We start from the raw sequence: 18,596 nt of genomic DNA, 5'->3' as shown, positions 1-18,596 counted from the left end.
TGATGCCCATGAACACTCAGGAACTGGATGGCCTGGTGTACGTGTCGCTGGCGCAATTGATGGCGCTGCAGTACCAGGCCGCCGACTTGAGTTTCCTCGCGCGCCAGCCCCAGGGCAGTATCCTGGCGGGCAACCACGCCTCGCGTCTGCGCGGGCGTGGCCTGAACTTCGACGAACTGCGCCGCTACCAGCCCGGCGATGACCTGCGGCACCTGGACTGGCGCGCCTCCCTGCGGACCGGCAAACCGGTAGTGCGCACCTTCACCGAAGAGCGTGATCGCCCGGCGCTGATCCTGGTCGACCAGCGCATGTCGATGTTCTTTGGCTCCCAGCGCAGCTTCAAGTCGGCCCTGGCCGCCGAGCTCGGCGCGCTGGCGGCCTGGATGGTCTTCAATGCCGGCGACCGGGTCGGCGGTCTGGTGTTCAACGATCAGCGGATCGACAGCATTGGCCCGTTGCGCAGCCGCAAACGGGTCGAGGCGCTGTGCAATCGCATCGCCCAGCAGAATCAGGAACTCAGCGCCCACAACCCCGATCGCGAAGGCGAGGACCAACTGGACAAGGTCTTGCAGCACTGCCTGGCCGTGGCCGGACACGATCACCTGATCTGCATCATCAGTGACTTTGCCGGCGCCGGTCCGCGCACCCTGCAACTGATGCGCCAGCTCAGCGCCCACAACGATGTGATCGCCATGCAGGTCTATGACCCACTGGCACTGAATCTGCCAAAAAACGGCCACCTGCTGGTGACCCAAGGTCAGTTGCAGGTGGAGCTGGCGGTGGCCCAGCGGCAGGTCCATCAGCCCCTGGGGGACTTCCTCAGCGGCCGGCTCAAGGATGTCGCCAGCCTGCTGCGCCGCAGCCAGGTGCCCTTGATGATGTTCAGCACCGCCCAGGCAGCCCATGAACAATTGCGCGCCGAGCTGGGCAAGCTCGGAGGCCGGCCATGACTGCGCACGTCCCCAGCATCGAGCAACTCACTGAATTGGGCCTGCCAGCGCCGGTCAGCTATCTGCCGCAAACCTGGGGTTGGTGGCTACTGCTCGGCCTGCTGCTGGTGGGATTGCTGGCGTGGGCCGGCCGGCGCTACTGGTTATGGCGCCGGGACCGCTATCGACGTGAAGCCCTCGCACGCCTGGCGGAACTGCAACGCAGCAGTGACCCACTGGCCGCCCTGCGCGAATTGCCGGAGCTGCTCAAGCGCGTAGCGCTGTCGATGCCTTCCCGGGGCTCCAACGACTGCAATGCAAATACTAATGTGGGAGCGAGCTTGCTCGCGAAAGCGGCCGCTCAGTCGACATCCAGGGTGAATAGTCGGGCGCCTTCGCGAGCAAGCTCGCTCCCACAGGTTGCGGCTCTGGGCGGTGAGGATTGGCAAGCATTTCTGGTGCGAAACAGCGCGCAGCCGTTACCCGCCGATTTCAGCCAGCAACTGGCAACGCTGGCCTACGCCCCGGATACAGTCCTGCTGGCGTTGCCGGCAGCGCAGCGAATTCAGCTGTTCAGCACCTGCAAACACTGGGTGGAGCATCATCATGTGGCAGCTTGATTACCCCTGGTTGTTGCTGCTGCTCCCGCTCTGCTGGCTGGGTTATCGCTACCTGCCCGACTACCGCGAAGCGCGCAGTGCCGTGCGGGTGCCGTTTTTCGCCGCCATGAGCCGCGCCGTCGGCCAGGCGCCGAGCCAGGCCGGCAGCCGCAGCAATCGCTGGCAACTGGCCCTGAACCTGCTGGTCTGGACCTTGCTGGTGGTGGCCGTGGCGCGCCCGGTGCTGGTGGAAAAACCTATCGAACGCCAGCAACCGGTGCGCGACCTGATGCTCGCCATCGACATTTCCCAGTCCATGGAAACCACCGACTACAGCGATACCAATGGCCAGAAAATCGATCGCCTGGCAGCCGTCAAGGAAGTGGTCCACGGCTTCATCGACCGCCGCAAGGACGACCGCCTGGGCCTCATCGTGTTCGGCAGCGGCGCCTACCCGCAAGCACCGCTGACCCTGGACCATGCCAGCCTGGCGCTGTTGCTCGATGACACCGGCATCGGCATGGCCGGGCCCAATACCGCGATCGGCGACGCCATTGGCCTGGCGTTGAAGATGCTCGACCAAGCCCACGAACAGGAAAAAGTCCTGATCCTGCTGACCGATGGCAATGACACCAGCAGTGCGATCACCCCGGACCACGCCGCCAGCATGGCCGCGGCCAAGGGCGTGGTGATTCACACCATCGGCATCGGCGACCCCAACGCCGACGGCGAAGCCAAGGTCAACCTGCAAGGCCTGCAGCAGATCGCCACGGCCACCGGCGGGCGGTTCTTCCGCGCCGAAGACCGCCAAGCCCTGGATCAGGTCTACAGCACCCTCGACCAGATCACTCCCCATCAGGTGCACCACTTCAGTCACCAGCCCAAGCGCGACCTGTTCTGGATTCCCCTGGGGGCTGCCATCGCCTTCGCCCGGTCCATCTGGTCTGCGCCACCTTGGTGCTGGGTGCCATCGCTGCAGCCGGCCCGACCTGGGAGCGCGATCGCCCGGACTTCCTGGAAAACCGCGCGCCGCTGATCATCGCCCTCGACCTGTCGCCCTCGATGGACGCCAGCGATGTCCAGCCGACTCGCCTGGAAGCGGCCAAACACAAGCTGCATGACCTGGTCCAGCGCCGCAGCGGCGCGCGCACCGGGCTGATTGCCTACGCCGGCAGCGCCCACCTGGTGCTCCCACCGACCGATGACCCGGCGTTGCTCGACAGCTTCATCCAGGCCCTGGGCAGCGAGTTGCTGAACAAACCGGGCAAGGATGTCGCCGGCGTGATCGAACAGGCCAAGCGCTTGCTGGTGGCGGAAAAAGCCCCAGGCACCCTACTGCTGATCACCGACGGCGCCGACACCAGCCAACTGGGCAATCTCGACAAGCTGCTGGACAACAGTCAGTTGCAGGTACTGGTGCTGGCAGTGGGCAGTACCGATGGCGGGATCATCACCGACGCCAACGGCCAGCCCCGCACCGACAGCAATGGCCGCCCGACCCTGGGCAGTTTCGATCAGGCCGCCCTCAAGCAACTGGCCGCTGCCACCGATGCCCCGTTGGGCAGCCTGACCCTCAACGACGACGACCTGGACTGGATCGAGTTGCATGCCCAGCAACATTTCCAGAATGCCAGCGCCGAACAGCGTGAACTGCACTGGAAAGACGCCGGCTACTGGTTGTGCTGGCCGCTGTTGCTGCTGGCCTTTTTCAGCGTGCGCCGGGGCTGGAGCCTGAACTGGGCGGCGGCACTTCTGCTGGGCCTGGGCTTGGGTTTGCAGGCGCCAGAGAGCCAGGCCAACGCCCTCACCGACGCGTTTTTCACCCGCGACCAGCAAGGCCGCTGGGCCTTCGAGCACCAGCACTTTCCCGCTGCCGCCCAGTTGTTCCAGGACCCGTACTGGAAGGGAATCGCCGCCTACAACGCCGCCGACTATGACCTGGCACTGGCCAGTTTCGCCCGTCTCGACACGCCCCAGGCGTACTTTTACCTGGGCAACATCTATGTGCGGCGCTTCAAGTTCGACCAGGCGATTGCCGCCTACACCCAGGCATTGAAGCTACAGCCACAGTTCCCCGAGGCCACGGCCAACCTGGCGCTGGCCATCGCCCTGGAAAAAGACACCGACAGCGCGCAGCAGAACACCCCGGAGGTCAAGCCCGACGAAGTCAAATACGACAAGCCCAAGGGCAAGGGCCAGAGCAAATCGCTAGAGACCCAGCAGGCGACTTCCGATGAGCTGTGGCTGCAGAACCTGACCACCTCGCCGGCCAAGTTCCTCAAGCAAAAGTTCAGCCTCCAGGATCAGGCGGGCAAGCCATGAGCAGCAGACTCGCGAAGTGTTTCACCGCCAGCGGCGCCCTGCTGCTGTGCCTGTTGACCGGCCGTGTGCTGGCGGCTGAACCCGAACTGCGGGTGCAGGCTCAACTGCAGCCTGACGCCGCGGTGATGGTGGGCGGCGTCGTGCAATTGCAGATCGATGTGCTGACCGACAGCTGGTTCACCAGCGCCCCGACCCTGCCGGAGCTGAAGCTGCCGGGCGCGTTGGTGAGGCCGCCCAACGGCGAAGCCCAGCACACCACGCAGACCCTGGAGGGTAAAACCTTCTTCGGCATGCGCTACCTGTACCTGATCACCCCGAACCAGGCCCAGGGCTTCGACATCCCGGCATTGACCGTACAGGCCACGCCCGGCCAGGCCAGCCAGCCACTGAGCGCGCAAAGCCAACCCCTGCACTTCATCGCCCAGCAGCCTCCCGGGTTCAAGCCCGGCGAAGCGGTGTTGGTGGCCCAGGGCGTGCGCTTGACCCAGGTACTCCAGCAGTCATCGCCGACACTCAAGGTCGGCGACACCCTCACCCGCCAACTGACCCTGCAGGCCGACGGTGCATTGGCGATGGCCCTGCCGGCACCGCCCCTGAGCGAGGTCGACGGCCTCAAGCGCTATCCCAAGACTGCGCAGGTCAGCAACCTCGACGATGGCCGCGGCCACATCAGCGGCGGCCAGCGCATCGACAGTGTCGCCTATCAGGTGCAACGCCCGGGACACTACAGCCTGCCGGCCATCCAGATGCACTGGTGGGACGCCAGCACCCAACAGGCACGTAGCGCCGAAGTACCGGCAGTGACCTTCGAGGCTGCGGCCAACGCCAGCTATCGGCCAGTGTTTTCGATTACCCAGGACCTCAAGCAACTGGGGCAACAGGGCCGCTTCCACCTCTCGCGGTACTGGCTGATGCTGGTAGCGCTGCTGGCGATACTGGCCACCGCCGGTTACCTGTTGCAGCCCTGGTGCTTGCGGGCCTGGCGCGGCCTTCAAGCACGTCGCAACGCACGCCATGCCGCCTGGCTGGCTTCTGCCGACTACGCCTGGAAGCAGATCCCCGAACAACTCGACGGCCAGCCGCCGCATTTGAGCGCGCTGTACCTCTGGGCCCGGCGCAGCCGCCTGGGCCTGGGGATCGGCGGCCTGGGCAACAACGTGCAGGCGCTGTTGCGTGGGCGGTATGGGCGCCAGCCGGCGGAAAACCAGGCATTGCCGCAACTCAAGCAATCCTTGGCTACGCTGCATGATCAGGCGGTAACTGCCAACGCGACGCACTCATCGGCCTTGCGCCCCTTGAACCCCGGTCACGATAAGGACTTTTCATGACGAATCACGCAGCCCCCCGCCAACGTCACGCCTTCAAGCTCCTGCTGAGCCTGGCCCTGAGCCTGCCGCTCCTGGCACTGGCGGCCGAGCCGCTGCCCTCCTGGAACGATGGCCCGTCGAAAAAAAGCATCATCGAATTTGTCCAGGCCGTGACCACTGAAGGCTCCAAGGACTACGTCAAGCCCGCGGAGCGCATCGCCGTGTTCGACAACGACGGTACGCTGTGGAGCGAACAGCCGATGTACTTCCAGGTGCTGTTCGCCCTGGAGGAAGTCAAGCGCATGGCGCCCCAGCATCCGCAATGGAAAACCGAGCAGCCGTTCAAGGCTGTCCTCGAGAACGACCACCAGGCCCTGGCCGCCAGCGGCATGGATGGCCTGATGAAGATCATCGGCGCGACCCATACCGGGATCACCACCGCCGCCTTCATGGATAACGCCAAGACCTGGCTGAGCCAGGCCCGCCATCCGAAGACCGGCAAGCCCTACACCGAGATGATTTTCCAGCCGATGCTGGAGATGCTCGACTACCTGCGCAGCCAGGACTTCAAGACTTACATCGTGTCCGGCGGTGAAGTCGAGTTCATGCGTGCCTTCGCCGAGCAGGTCTACGGCATTCCACCGGAGCAAGTGATCGGCACCACCTTTGCCACGCAGTTCCAGCTCAATGGCAACGACGCTTCGATCCTGCGCCTGCCCAAGCTGGCCCACAACGACGATGGCCCGGGTAAACCGGAAAGCATCCAGCAGGTCATCGGGCGCCAGCCGATTCTCGCCTTCGGCAACTCCGACGGTGACCTGCAAATGCTCCAGTGGACGGCTGCCGGCCCCGGTAAAAGGTTCATGGGCCTGGTCCACCATACCGATGCAAAGCGTGAATGGGCCTACGACCGGCAGTCGAACATCGGTCGCCTGGACAAGGCCCTGGATGAAGCCAACAAACGCGGCTGGAGTGTCGTCGACATGAGCACCGAATGGAACCGGATCTATCCGTTCGACACCGGCACAACTGAGCAAAAGAAGTAAAAGACGTAGGCAGGATCGCAGTAAACGTTCGTCGTACTCCAACACGACTCCAGTAAGCACAAGGAGCAAGTCAGATGACTCGCATACAAAAGTGGCTGCCGAAATTCGCCCTGGTGGCGACTTCGGTCATGGCCATCTCGGCGACCGCCGTGGCGGCAGAAAAACCCAACATTCTGGTGATTTTCGGCGATGACATCGGCCAGACCAACATCAGCGCCTATTCCATGGGCGTGGTGGGTTACAAGACGCCGAACATCGACCGGATTGCCAAAGAAGGCATGATGTTCACCGACTACTATGCGGAGAACAGCTGCACCGCCGGGCGCTCATCGTTCATCACCGGCCAGACGCCATTGCGTACCGGCCTGTCGAAAGTCGGTGCCCCGGGCGCCAGCGTTGGCCTGCAGGCCCGCGATATCACCATCGCCCAGGCGCTGAAATCCCAGGGTTATGCCACCGGCCAGTTCGGCAAGAACCACCTGGGCGACAAGGACGAGTACCTGCCGACCAACCACGGTTTCGACGAGTTCTTCGGCAACCTGTATCACCTCAACGCCGAAGAGGAGCCAGAGCGCCCTTACTGGCCGAAGGATGATGCCGAGTTCGTCAAGGCCAACTCCCCGCGTGGCGTGATCCACAGCTTCGCCGACGGCAAGATCGAGGACACCGGCGCGCTGACCACCAAGCGCATGGAAACCATCGACGACGAAACCACCGCCGCCGCCCAGGCGTTCATCGAGAAACAGGCCAAGGCGGACAAACCGTTCTTCGTCTGGATGAACACTACCCGCATGCACTTGTTCACCCACGTGCGTGAGTCGATGAAGGGCCAGAGCGGCATGCCCGGCAACGACTATGCCGATGGCATGATCGAGCACGACGGCGACGTCGGCAAACTGCTGAAAACCCTCGATGACCTGAAAATCACCGACAACACCATCGTCGTCTACACCACCGACAACGGCCCGAACCAGTTCTCCTGGCCGGACGCGGCGACCACGCCGTTCCGCAACGAGAAGAACTCCAACTGGGAAGGCGCCTATCGCGTACCGGCGATGATCCGCTGGCCGGGCAAGGTCAAGGCTGGCGAAGTGTCCAACGAGATGTTCTCGGGCCTGGACTGGTTCCCAACCCTGCTGGCTGCCGCTGGCGATACCGGGGTCAAGGACAAGCTGCTCAAGGGCTGGGCGCCAGTCGCCGGTGGCAACAGCTTCAAGGTGCACCTGGACGGTTTCAACCAACTGCCGTACGTAACCGGCCAGCAACCCAAGGGCGAGCGTAAGGAGTTCTACTACTTCAACGACGACGGCGTACTGGTGTCGATGCGTTTCGGCAACTGGAAAGCAGTGTTCTGTGAACAACGTGCACCCGGCGGCTTCAAGGTCTGGAGCGAGCCATTCGTGTGCCTGCGTGTACCAAAAATCTTCAACCTGCGCATGGACCCGTACGAGCGTGCTGACGTGGTATCGGATCAGTATTACGACTGGACCACCAAAAACGTCTACCTGGTAGCCCAGGCGGTGACCAAGTCTGCGCACTTCCTGCAGACGTTCATCGAGTACCCACCTAGCCAGAAACCGGCGAGCTTCAGCGTCGACCAGATCCGCGCTGCGGTAGATGCAAAAATTGCTGAAAAAATGAAAGCTGCACAGTAATACCTGCTGCACCGCCGTTCACCTTCACCGGTGAACGGCGTTTTTTCTTTTCCCCTGTGGGAGCGAGCGCCCGCTTGCGGCTTGCTCGCGATGGCCTTCACCATCCTTGGTGCCAGTGCTCTGGGTCCACCACATTTTTCAAGTTCTGTACAAGGCAACCAGCAATGTCCTCACGAGTCGCCAGCAAGTCGACGGCCATTCCCGCCCCACACGCCAGTGCCCCGGCGTTGTTGATCCCGGCCCTGCTGCTATTGGTCTCGGGCGCTGCCGCGCTGGTATACCAGGTGCTGTGGATCAAGCAGTTGTCGCTGGTGGTCGGGGTCGAGGTCTACGCCATCACCACCGGCATCAGCGCATTTTTCGCCGGACTGGCCCTGGGCGGCTGGCTGTTCGGGCGCCTGGCCGACCGCCTGCAACGGCCGGTGCTGCTGTACGCCGGGCTGGAGGTGCTGGTGGCGCTGCTGGGTGTCGGTGCCACGGTGGGCATGAGCCTGGCGGCCAGCCCATTCAGTTGGCTGGCCGAGCACATCGGACTGGCAGCCTGGGTGCTGCCGTTTGCCCTGGTGGGGATTCCCGCCGTGTTGATGGGCGGCACCCTGCCGGTGCTGGTGCGCGCGCTGGCCGCCGACCCACAGCAACTGGGCAAGGCCGGCGGCCAGTTGTATGCAGCGAATACCGCCGGGGCCATCGTCGGGACCCTGCTGACCGCCTTCGTCCTGATCGCGGCCCTCGGCGTGCGCGGCAGCGCCATTGCCGCGGCCATGCTCAACCTGCTGGCCGCCGCCGGCGCGCTGTTGTGGTTTCAACGCCAACCGCTGACGGCCATCGCGGCGCCCGTGGAACGCCCACCCCAGGCCGCACCCGCGCGCCTGGCACTGTGGCTGTACTCGATCGCCGGTGGCGTGGCGCTGGGCTACGAGGTGGTCTGGTCGCAAGCGATCGTGCAATTCATGAGCACCCGCACCTATGCCTTCGCCGTGGTCCTGGCGACCTACCTGTGCGGATTGTTCCTGGGCAGCGCGTGGATGGCCCGGCGCGTGGCGCGGGTACGCGATCCATGGGGCCTGTTCGGCTTGTTGATTGCCGGTGCGGGGCTGCTGGCACTGCTCGAAGTAGCCCTGCTGGGACGTTGGCTGGTGCTGGCGCAAACCCAGGCCGAATCAGCGGTGCTGGCCCTGGGCGCCAGTGAGTTGGTGGCCATGAGTAGCCGTTTTGCCGTGGCGGCCCTGAGTATCGTATTCCTCCCGACCTTGCTCCTGGGTGCCGCGTTCCCCCTGGCCTTGCGCCTGTGTGTGGGCCAGGACCGGGTGGGCCGGGATGTCGGTGCAGTGGTGGCGTTCAATACCCTGGGCGGCATCGTCGGGGTGATGCTCTGCGGTTTTGTGCTGATACCGCTGCTCGGTCTGGTGCGCACCCTGGGCCTGCTGGCACTGGTCGCTGCGGCCGTCGGTTACCTGGCTGTCAGCCGTGGCAGCGCAGTACACAAAGGCACCCGCCAGGGCGTGGTGACTGTCGGAGTGCTGGCGCTGGGGGTCGCGCTGCTGACCCCGGTGGACAAGCTTGCGAGCCTGCTGCCAGGAGCGCGCAACGGCGAATTGGTGTTCTATGAGGAAGGTCGTGGCGGTACCGTCGCCGTGGTCACCCAGGGCAAGGGCCAGCGCGCGTTCCAGCGCCTGTACATTCAAGGCGTATCGAACACCGGCGATGCCATGCCGTCGCTGCGCTACATGCGGATCCAGGCCCTGCTGCCGCTGCTGATCCACAAGGGCGAGCCACGTTCGGCCCTGGTCATCGGCTTTGGCACCGGCATCACCGCCGGCGCCTTGCTGCAGTACCCGGGCCTGGAACGGCGGGTGGTCGCCGAGCTGCTGCCATCGGTGGTCAAGGCCGCGCCGTTGTTCAAAGGCAACTTCAACGCCGCCGCCGACCCGGCGCTGCAGGTGCGCCTGCGCGACGGTCGCCAGGAACTGCTGCGCAGCGAACAGACCTATGACCTGATCACCCTGGAGCCGCCACCGCCCTCTGCGGCCGGCGTGGTCAACCTGTACTCGCGGGACTTCTATCAACTGGCTGCCAGCCGCCTGGAAAAGAACGGCCTGGTGGCCCAGTGGCTGCCATTGCCAACCCAGAACATCGACGACTCGCGGGCGTTGGTACAGAGCTTCCTCGACGTGTTTCCTTACGCCAACGTGTGGACCAGCGAGTTCCATGAAATGCTCCTGGTGGGCTCGCTCGACCCCATCGAGCTGGATGCGGCGCGGATCACTCAACGCTATGCCCAGGCAACCGTGCGCAGCACCTTGCAGGATGTCGGGGTGAGTTCGGCCGCGGCGCTGTTGGCCACCTGGGTCACCGATCGCCAGGGCCTGCAGCAGTTCGCCGGCCAGGCCCTGCCCGTCACCGACGACCAGCCGCGCATCGAGTACGCACCGTGGGTGCGCGCCAAGGAAATCAGCCGGGTACTCCCCGCCTTGCTCGACCTGCGGCGCCCGCCGGAACTGCGCAATGCCGACGCCACGTTCATCGAACGCATGAATGCCCACCAGCAGCGCCTGATGCAGTTCTACCGCGCCAGCCTGCACGCCTACGATGGCGATCGTGAAGCCTGGGCCAGGGATATTCGTGAGGTGATGCAAGGGGATGCCGCCAACCCGTATTTGCGCTGGTTTGTCGGCCAGTGATATGGAGGTATATCCGTTGCTTGGGTAATGGCGGCTAATGGTTCCGCCCTTACGGCGGGTCACTTGGAAAAGCCCCAAGTAACCAAGGGCTCTTACCCCTGACGTACGGCCCCTCGCTTAGGCTCGGGGTACCTTCGCTACGGTATCCATCCGGGGGCATCGCCTCCGGTTTGCTGCGCTGCACCTCCTCTCGATGTATGCGGCTTCGCCGCACGGCGCTACGCGCCTCCCCCCAGATGGACACCTTCGCTCAGCCTTCCAATGGGGCGGGTGGATCAAGATCAAAAGCAAGAGCACGGCGACCTGACAGTCGGCCTGAGTGGTAAGGGCGGGCGAGGCGGCCTAGCGGCCGGCCTGCTTTTCCTGACGGCGATATCTCTGTGGGATATCCCCTGTGGGATAGCCTGCTAGCGATGGGGCCAGAACATTCAATATCGATGGTGCCTGACCCACCGCTATCGCTGGCAGGCCGCAAGCGGGCGCCGGCTCCCACAAGTTGGCTGTGGCGCATGCAAAGTCCGCGAGCACCCCAGAACCACTGTGGGAGCGGGCTTGCCCGCGATGGGGCCGGCACAGCCAACATTTATGGCCTTGACACCCCACCATCCCGAGTCGGCCCGCTCCCATCCAGGCGCTTACTTGGCCTTGAGTTTGATGTACGACTGGCCCAGGTCGTGGGCCCAGCCATCGACCACGTTCTTCACGTCGTTGGCGGTCATCACTTGCGAGTCGTTTTCCAGCGGTCTGCCGGTGCCCTTGCGGACTACCTGGGCGATCACCTTGTTGGTGCTGCCGTCGAGGAACACCGCTTCGGTGGCCAGGTCGGTTTCCTGATCGCGAATACCGGTCGCGGTGCTGACCGCCGCTGCCACCAGGGCAATCGGGATCACCTCGTAGGCTTTCAGGCCTTCGGTCTGGCTGCTGACAGCGGTGATCGCCGCACGCACGACTACCACACCCGGGCCCGGGCCGTTGGCCAATGGCAGGTTTTTACCCAGCTCGCGCTTGAGCGCCTGGTCGTAGTAGCTGGTAATGCCTGACAGCGTGCTTTGCGGGATTTTCACCGTCGGCTTGGGCTGCGGATAGAACTGGGTGGGTTCGACATAGACACTGGTGTACTTATTGATATCGAGCTTGGGGTCGACCCAACGCAACACGTCTACGCCCGACGGCGACTTGGCCTCCTTGAGCTGGCTGTAGTCCTTGAGAAACCCGGAATAGTCTTCCGGCTTGGTGATCGTGCTGGAACAGCCCACTACCCCAAGGGAGGCAATGCACAGCGTACTCATCATGAGGGCAAGCTTCATTCGGTAACTCCTGTCAAAGGGACGACAACGGTACTGTCAAACGGACTTACAGGTATAGCCAAAAGTTAAGACGATTGCTGTGACAGGCTCTGAAAATTCACAAACAACTGTAGGATCGATCACAAGCGCTATTTGACAGACGCACCCCATGCAGCAAAGCTGCACGACAGCACTAAAAGCCTGCCTTTATGGCCAGCGCCTCTGGACTACGGAAGTCGTAATGCCCAAGCATAAGAAAAACCCGATTACACCTGACCCTGATTCGCCACCGACCCTGATTTCCCGCTACCTGTTTCCCGCCACTGCCGGCCTGTTGCTGCTGGTCATGGCGGGCCTCGGCTGGTTCCTGTTCGCCAGCAAACCGACGCCAGCGCCCTATGTAGCGCCGAGCGTGGCCGTGGCCCCGACGCCGCCAGTCGCTGCGCCCCTGCCGCCGGCCCGCATGGTCGACGAGCAGCAATGCCAGGCTTGCCACACCGAGCAGGTCAAGGACTGGCAAGGCTCCCATCACCAATTGGCGATGCAGGTCGCCGACGAGCAGACCGTGCTGGCCAACTTCAAGGACAGCACCTTCAAGGGCGAGAACGAGACGACCCGGTTCTTTCGCAAGGACGCTGGCTTCTGGGTCAATACCCCGGGCGCCGACGGCAAGAACGCCGACTTCAAGGTGGCCTACACCTTCGGTATCGCGCCGCTGCAGCAGTACCTGATCGAAGTCGGTGAAGGCCGCCTGCAAGCCTTGGGCGTGGCCTGGGATACCGAGAAGAACCGCTGGTTTCACCTGTATCCGGGCCAGGGCGTGAGCTTCAAGAATCCGCTGCACTGGAGTAAACCCAGCCAGAACGCCAACTTTATGTGTGTGGAGTGCCACACCACCGGGTACCAACGCAATTTCGACGCCGCGAGCAATTCCTTTGCCAGCCAGTGGAACAGCCTGGGTGTCGGATGCCAGGCGTGCCACGGCCCGGCCTCCAATCACCTTGAATGGGCAGGAAAAAAGGGCGATCTGATCCATGCCGGGTTTGCCGTCGACCTCAAGGACAAGAACGCCACCACCGAGATCGAGACCTGCGCCCGCTGTCACTCCCGGCGTGCGCCCCTGGGCGATGGCTTCACCGTCGGCAAACGGTTGATGGACGACTACCTGCCCAGCGTACTGACCCGCGAACTGTACGCGCTGGATGGCAAGATCAAGGATGAAGTGTTCGAACACGGCTCGTTCCTGCAGAGCAAGATGTTCGACAAGGGCGTGCGCTGCAGCAACTGCCACAACCCCCACAGCAACGAGCTCAAGGCGCCGGGCAATGGCGTCTGCCTGCAATGCCACAACACGGCCGGCAAGACCACGCTCCCAGGCGTCGACGGCAAGGGCCTGCAAGCCAAGAACTATGACTCCCCCGAACACCATCGCCATGCCGCAGGCCAGCCAGGCTCGCAGTGCGTGGATTGCCACATGCCGGGCAAGTTCTACATGGGCAACGACTTTCGCCATGACCACAGCTTCAGCATCCCTAATCCCGAGCGCGCGAAAAAGCTCGGCACCCCGGATGCCTGCCTGACCTGCCATCAGGGCAAGGCCGGGGACAAGGTCACAGAGCAGTTCAAACTGTGGAACGCCAACCCGGCGGCCCAGGCTGCGCGTTATGACGAAAGCCTGTGGCTGATCCGCAACGGCCAGCCGGGCGCCGCCCAAGCGCTGTACGAGCAATTGCAGCGCAGCAACCTGCCCGCCATCCAGCGCGCCACCCTGTTGGCCGAACTGGTGCTGTACCCAAGCGAACAGGCGCTGAAGCTGGCGACCAAAGACCTGGGCAACAGCGATCCACAGGTGCGTGAAAGCGCGATACGCGCGGTCAGCGGTTTCCTTCCGGCCCCTGAGCGCGTGCCGCTGTATACGCCACTGCTCAGTGACCCGGTCAAGGCCGTGCGCATCGCCGCCGCCCGTGACCTGCTGGCGGCCGGCAACCAATTGGGGGCCGCCCAGCCGCGCTGGAAGGCAGCCATCGACGAGTACGAAAAGGTCCAGTTGAGCCTGCTCGAACGCGCCGAAGCCAACCTCAATCTGGCCATGCTCTATCAGGCCAGTGGACGGACTGCCGAAGTCGAGCCGATGTTACGTACGGCGATCCAGCGCGACGGCGATTTCTTCCCGGCGCTGGTGACCCTGGTGCAATGGCTGGAATCGCGTGGTCGGGCGCAGGAAGCCCAGGCACTGTTGGCCCAAGGCCTGAAGGCGCATCCGGACTCGGCGCTGCTCCAGCACACCCAGGGCCTGGCCCTGATCCGAGCCGGCAACACCGCGCAAGCCATGTCAGCCTTGCGCAACGCCGCCCGCCTGGAGCCGCTGAACGCACAGTACGGCTATGTGCTGGCCGTGGCCTTGTACGACGGTGGCAAGATCGACGAAGCCTGCGCGCAACTGGAGCAACTGATCAAACAACAACCGGCCAACCGCAACGCCCGGTTGTCACTGATCCAGTACTACCTGGACAACGGCCAGGAGCCCAAGGCCCAGGTCTTGTTGCAAGGCTGGAAGAAGCTCAACCCGGGAGACCCGGCGCTGAAATGACCTGCAGAATCTGCGTGTATCCATAGCACGCTGTGGGAGCCTGCTAGTGATGGGGCCGGTTCATTCGACATCTATAGTGCCTGACCCATCGCTATCGCGGGCAAGCCGCAAGCGGGCGCCCGCTCCCACAGTGATTTTGGCTGTTCACAGATTCTGTATACACCACATCAAACCTGTGGGAGCGGGCTTGCCCGCGATGAGGCCGGCACATTCAATATCCATGGCGCCTGACATACCGCCATCGCGAGCAAGCTCGCTCCTACAGGTGTCAACCCTGGATCATTGAGGTGAGCTCAGGCCTCACCCGCCAGGCGTCGGCGAAACAAGGGCCGCGGCTCGATTGCCGAGCGGCCATACGTCACGCTCATGCCCGCCAGTCCCTTGAGGGCGTCCTCGGCGCATTTGTCTTCGCGCACGGCAAACGCATCAAATCCGCACTGGCGCATGTGGCTTAACTGGTCACGCAGCACATCGCCAATCGCCCGCAGCTCCCCGGCCCAGCCCAGGCGTGTGCGCAGCAGGTAGGCCTGGCTGTAGGCGCGACCGTCGCGAAAGTTGGGGAACTCCAGGGCAATCATCGGCAACCGGTTGAGCCAGGGCGCGAGGCTTTCGACTTCGTCGTCCGGGCCCAGCCACACCGCGTCGAACACCGGGTGATGCTCGATGCGGCGTTTGAGCCACAGCGCCAGGGGCAATATCAGTGGGCCACAGGGCAAATCGCCGCTCGGGTCCTTGATCAAGGTCCAGCGATCGTCCGGCTCGTGCGTTGCCAACCCGTCCCGCAGCCGCAGCAGGTTGTTCATGCCGCCCCCTCCTGCTGCGCATACACCTGTTCCTTGAACGGCTCCAGGCCGATGCGCTGCACAGTGTCGACAAACAGCTCCTCTGGTTCGCGATAACGGACGAAGGTGGCAACGATCTGCTCGATCACCCCGGGCACCTCGGCAGCGCTGAACGAAGGCCCCATGACTTTGCCCAGTGCACTGTGCTTGCCCTGGGAGCCACCGAGGGTGACCTGGTACCACTCGCTGCCGCTCTTATCGACCCCCAGGATGCCAATGTTGCCGATATGGTGATGGCCGCAGGCATTCATGCACCCGGAAATGTTCAGACTGATGTTCCCCAGGTCATGCAGGTAATCCAGATCCTCGAAGCGCGCTTGAATCCCTTGGGCGATGGGGATCGACTTGGCATTGGCCAGCGCACAGAAGTCGCCGCCCGGGCAGGCGATGATGTCGCTCAGCAGCCCGACATTGGCAGTGCCCAGCCCGGCCTCGCTGGCCAGGCACCACAAGGCGTAGAGATCACGCTTGGGCACATCCGGCAGGACGATGTTCTGTTCGTGGGCAATGCGGATCTCGGCGAAGCCAAACCGCTCGGACCACTCCGCGACAGCGTCCATCTGCTGGTCGCTGACATCACCCGGCGGCGCGCTGATCCCGGGTTTGGTCGACAGCACCACGCTGGCGTAGCCGGCGATTTTATGCGGCTGCACGTTGCGCGAGACCCAGCGGGCGAAGGCCGAATTTTCGGCCAGGCGCGTGCCGAAATCCAGATCGGTGTCGGCCAGTTGAACGTAGTTCGGTGCGACGAACGCGCTGGCGACACGCTGGTACTCCGCCTCGGTGAGTTGTGCCGGACCGTCCTTGAGGTACTGCCACTCCTCTTCCACTTCCCGGGCAAAGGCCTCGATCCCCAGGGCCTTGACCAGGATTTTGATTCGCGCCTTGTACTTGTTGTCGCGCCGCCCGTGACGGTTGTAGACCCGCAACACCGCTTCGACATAGGACAACAGGTGTTGCCAGGGCAAGCCCTCGCGAATCTGCAGGCCGAGGATCGGCGTACGCCCCAGGCCGCCGCCGACGATCACCCGCAGCAGCATCTGCCCCGACTCGTCAGGGTAAAGATAGAGGCCGATGTCGTGCATCATGATCGCTGCGCGATCCTCCTCCGCGGAGCAGATGGCGATCTTGAACTTGCGTGGCAGGAACAGGAATTCCGGGTTGATGGTCGACCACTGCCGCAGGATTTCGGCCAGCGGTCGAGGGTCGATCAACTCGTCGGCCGCCACGCCGGCAAAGGCTTCGGTGGTGATGTTGCGCACACAGTTGCCCGAGGTCTGGATCGCGTGCATCTCGACCTCGGCCAGACGCTGGAGGATGTCCGGCACCTGGGCCAGTTCGATCCAGTTGAACTGCAGGTTCTGCCGGGTAGTGAAGTGCCCGTAGCCGCGGTCGTAATCCCGGGCAATGCTGGCCAACGTGCGCATCTGCCGGGCACTCAAGGTGCCGTAGGGAATGGCGACCCGCAGCATGTAGGCATGCTTTTGCAGGTACAGGCCGTTTTGCAGGCGCAATGGCAAGAACTCTTCCTCGCTCAAGGCACCGGCCATGAACCGCTGCACCTGATCGCGAAACTGCGCGACCCGCTCTAACACCAAGGCCCGGTCGTAGTCATCGTATTGATACATGTCGCTACCTCATCAGGATTGACCCTCGCCCCGGGGGTTTGGCGGGGTTCTTGTGTGAGGAGGACTATGGGACAACAGCTCAGCGCGTTACAGATTCAGCTAAAAACTAAAAAACCATATCAGCTCGCGGCAGATCACCGCAGACACGGGGAAAATCTGCTCCGCATTAATGCAGTTTTTCTGAGCCTGTTTTGTTTCTTCACGGTTTCCTACAGTTCGCACCATGCCAGACCGGGTGGCCTGGCAAGACTTTGCAACCGTGGAAGCAATGACCATGAGCACAGCAACAATCGGACAGGCCTATAACTACAAGGTCGTCCGCCAATTCGTCGTGGCAACCGTCGTATGGGGCGTTATCGGGATGGCGATGGGCGTGTGGATCGCCTCGCAACTGGTGTGGCCGGAGGCGAACCTCGATTTGCCCTGGACCACCTTCGGGCGCTTGCGTCCGCTGCACACCAGCCTGGTGATTTTCGGCTTTGCCGGCAGCGCGCAATTCGCCGCCAGCTACTACGCGGTGCAGCGCACCTGCCAGGTGCGACTGTACAGCGACAAGCTCGCAGCCTTCACCTTCTGGGGCTGGCAATCGGTGATCGTCAGCATGCTGGTGACCCTGCCGCTGGGCTATACCACCACCAAGGAATACGCCGAGATCGAGTTTACCGGCGCGGTATGGATGACCGTGGTCTGGGTGGCCTACGCCATCGTGTTCTTCACCACCGTGGTGCAGCGCAAGACCAAGCACATCTACGTCGGCAACTGGTTCTTCGGCGCCTTTATCGTGGTGATCGCCATGCTGCATGTGGTCAATCACCTGTCGATCCCGGTGGACTGGTTCAAGTCCTACCCGGTGTATTCCGGTGCGACCGATGCCATGGTCCAGTGGTGGTACGGGCACAACGCGGTGGGCTTCTTCCTGACCACCGGCTTCCTGGGCATGATGTATTACTTCGTGCCGAAACAGGTCGGTCGCCCGGTGTATTCCTATCGGCTGTCGATCGTGCACTTCTGGGCCTTGATCACCCTGTATATCTGGGCCGGCCCGCACCACCTGCACTACACCGCGCTGCCCGACTGGGCGCAATCGCTGGGGATGGCCATGTCGCTGATCCTGCTGGCACCGAGCTGGGGCGGCATGATCAACGGCATGATGACCCTCTCCGGCGCCTGGCATAAGCTACGCACCGACCCGATCCTGCGCTTCCTGGTGTTGTCGCTGGCGTTCTACGGGATGTCGACCTTCGAAGGCCCGATGATGGCGATCAAGACGGTCAATGCCCTGTCCCACTACACCGACTGGACCATCGGCCACGTGCATGCCGGCGCTCTGGGCTGGGTAGCGATGATCACCTTCGGCGCCACCTATCACATGGTCCCGAAAATCTTCGGCCGTGAGCAGATGCACAGCATTGGCCTGATCAACGCGCACTTCTGGCTGGCGACCATCGGCACCGTGCTGTACATCGCCTCGATGTGGGTCAACGGCATCACCCAGGGCCTGATGTGGCGCGCGATCAACGACGACGGCACCCTCACCTACTCTTTCGTCGAGGCGCTGCAGGCCAGCCATCCGGGCTTCATCGTGCGGTTTGTCGGCGGGGTGTTCTTCTTGAGCGGCATGTTGCTGATGGCCTACAACACCTGGCGTACCGTGCGGGTGGCCGACGTGCGGATGGCCGAACGCGAAGCGCAGATTGCCTAGGAGGTCACC

At 63.3% G+C, this 18,596-nt stretch carries 13 protein-coding genes; 10 read left to right on the top strand and 3 right to left on the bottom strand.

The window, feature by feature from the left end; all coding sequences use genetic code 11:
• The first annotated feature begins 8 nt into the window (after positions 1-8).
• The 8 genes from QMK50_RS00215 to QMK50_RS00180 all read left to right on the top strand — a co-directional run bounded on the left by QMK50_RS00215 (position 9) and on the right by QMK50_RS00180 (position 10,539).
• On the top strand, positions 9-950 hold the full coding sequence (locus tag QMK50_RS00215) for a DUF58 domain-containing protein (RefSeq protein ID WP_095168777.1): 942 nt from the start codon (positions 9-11) through the stop codon (positions 948-950).
• On the top strand, positions 947-1,549 hold the full coding sequence (locus QMK50_RS00210) for a DUF4381 domain-containing protein (RefSeq protein WP_320332148.1): 603 nt from the start codon (positions 947-949) through the stop codon (positions 1,547-1,549). The genes QMK50_RS00215 and QMK50_RS00210 overlap by 4 nt, the downstream gene beginning before the upstream one ends.
• A complete protein-coding gene (locus QMK50_RS00205; protein WP_320332147.1) occupies positions 1,536-2,564 on the top strand; it encodes a VWA domain-containing protein in 1,029 nt (342 codons plus the stop codon). Before QMK50_RS00210 ends, QMK50_RS00205 begins: the two co-directional genes overlap by 14 nt.
• Positions 2,486-3,850 carry a VWA domain-containing protein gene (locus QMK50_RS00200; RefSeq protein WP_413787314.1) on the top strand — a complete coding sequence of 455 codons (1,365 nt, stop codon included), beginning with the start codon at positions 2,486-2,488 and terminating at the stop codon, positions 3,848-3,850. Before QMK50_RS00205 ends, QMK50_RS00200 begins: the two co-directional genes overlap by 79 nt.
• Positions 3,847-5,178 (top strand): hypothetical protein, encoded by a 1,332-nt coding sequence (locus QMK50_RS00195; protein ID WP_320332146.1) that lies wholly within the window; start codon positions 3,847-3,849, stop codon positions 5,176-5,178. Before QMK50_RS00200 ends, QMK50_RS00195 begins: the two co-directional genes overlap by 4 nt.
• Positions 5,175-6,203 carry an HAD family hydrolase gene (locus QMK50_RS00190; protein ID WP_159995841.1) on the top strand — a complete coding sequence of 343 codons (1,029 nt, stop codon included), beginning with the start codon at positions 5,175-5,177 and terminating at the stop codon, positions 6,201-6,203. The genes QMK50_RS00195 and QMK50_RS00190 overlap by 4 nt, the downstream gene beginning before the upstream one ends.
• A gap of 74 nt (positions 6,204-6,277) precedes the next feature.
• Positions 6,278-7,858, top strand: coding sequence for an arylsulfatase (locus QMK50_RS00185; RefSeq protein WP_095168783.1), 1,581 nt, complete (start codon positions 6,278-6,280; stop codon positions 7,856-7,858).
• Between the two features lie 164 nt (positions 7,859-8,022).
• Entirely contained in the window at positions 8,023-10,539 is a 2,517-nt protein-coding gene (locus QMK50_RS00180) for a fused MFS/spermidine synthase (protein WP_320332145.1), read from the top strand.
• Between the two features lie 635 nt (positions 10,540-11,174).
• Here the strand turns inward: QMK50_RS00180 and QMK50_RS00175 are convergent.
• Positions 11,175-11,846 (bottom strand): DUF3313 domain-containing protein, encoded by a 672-nt coding sequence (locus QMK50_RS00175; RefSeq protein WP_095168785.1) that lies wholly within the window; start codon positions 11,844-11,846, stop codon positions 11,175-11,177.
• Between the two features lie 220 nt (positions 11,847-12,066).
• Between QMK50_RS00175 and QMK50_RS00170 the strand changes: the two genes are divergently transcribed.
• Entirely contained in the window at positions 12,067-14,415 is a 2,349-nt protein-coding gene (locus QMK50_RS00170; RefSeq protein ID WP_320332144.1) for a tetratricopeptide repeat protein, read from the top strand.
• 293 nt (positions 14,416-14,708) lie between these two features.
• On the opposite strand, the gene QMK50_RS00165 is transcribed toward QMK50_RS00170, so the two are convergent.
• Together QMK50_RS00165 and QMK50_RS00160 are read right to left on the bottom strand one after the other, a co-directional pair.
• Positions 14,709-15,218 carry a DUF934 domain-containing protein gene (locus QMK50_RS00165; RefSeq protein WP_320332143.1) on the bottom strand — a complete coding sequence of 170 codons (510 nt, stop codon included), beginning with the start codon at positions 15,216-15,218 and terminating at the stop codon, positions 14,709-14,711.
• Complete coding sequence (locus QMK50_RS00160; protein WP_320332142.1) at positions 15,215-16,885, bottom strand: nitrite/sulfite reductase; 1,671 nt, start codon at positions 16,883-16,885, stop codon at positions 15,215-15,217. The genes QMK50_RS00165 and QMK50_RS00160 overlap by 4 nt, the downstream gene beginning before the upstream one ends.
• Before the next feature lie 274 nt (positions 16,886-17,159).
• On the opposite strand from QMK50_RS00160, the gene ccoN reads away from it, so the two are divergent.
• Positions 17,160-18,587, top strand: a complete 1,428-nt coding sequence (gene ccoN / locus QMK50_RS00155) for a cytochrome-c oxidase, cbb3-type subunit I (RefSeq protein WP_320332141.1) — start codon at positions 17,160-17,162, stop codon at positions 18,585-18,587.
• Positions 18,588-18,596 lie beyond the last annotated feature (9 nt).

This window comes from Pseudomonas sp. P5_152, assembly GCF_033989915.1.
GTDB lineage: Bacteria > Pseudomonadota > Gammaproteobacteria > Pseudomonadales > Pseudomonadaceae > Aquipseudomonas.
This window is presented reverse-complemented; position numbering and strand designations above follow the sequence as displayed.

Bases quoted from the DNA above. Each gene is read 5' to 3' on its own strand.
- QMK50_RS00195 (WP_320332146.1), top strand. From the start codon at position 3,847: ATGAGCAGCAGACTCGCGAAGTGTTTCACCGCCAGCGGCGCCCTGCTG.
- QMK50_RS00180 (WP_320332145.1), top strand. From the start codon at position 8,023: ATGTCCTCACGAGTCGCCAGCAAGTCGACGGCCATTCCCGCCCCACAC.
- ccoN (WP_320332141.1), top strand. From the start codon at position 17,160: ATGAGCACAGCAACAATCGGACAGGCCTATAACTACAAGGTCGTCCGC.
- QMK50_RS00170 (WP_320332144.1), top strand. From the start codon at position 12,067: ATGCCCAAGCATAAGAAAAACCCGATTACACCTGACCCTGATTCGCCA.
- QMK50_RS00215 (WP_095168777.1), top strand. From the start codon at position 9: ATGAACACTCAGGAACTGGATGGCCTGGTGTACGTGTCGCTGGCGCAA.
- QMK50_RS00160 (WP_320332142.1), bottom strand. From the start codon at position 16,885: ATGTATCAATACGATGACTACGACCGGGCCTTGGTGTTAGAGCGGGTC.
- QMK50_RS00210 (WP_320332148.1), top strand. From the start codon at position 947: ATGACTGCGCACGTCCCCAGCATCGAGCAACTCACTGAATTGGGCCTG.
- QMK50_RS00190 (WP_159995841.1), top strand. From the start codon at position 5,175: ATGACGAATCACGCAGCCCCCCGCCAACGTCACGCCTTCAAGCTCCTG.
- QMK50_RS00205 (WP_320332147.1), top strand. From the start codon at position 1,536: ATGTGGCAGCTTGATTACCCCTGGTTGTTGCTGCTGCTCCCGCTCTGC.
- QMK50_RS00165 (WP_320332143.1), bottom strand. From the start codon at position 15,218: ATGAACAACCTGCTGCGGCTGCGGGACGGGTTGGCAACGCACGAGCCG.
- QMK50_RS00175 (WP_095168785.1), bottom strand. From the start codon at position 11,846: ATGAAGCTTGCCCTCATGATGAGTACGCTGTGCATTGCCTCCCTTGGG.
- QMK50_RS00185 (WP_095168783.1), top strand. From the start codon at position 6,278: ATGACTCGCATACAAAAGTGGCTGCCGAAATTCGCCCTGGTGGCGACT.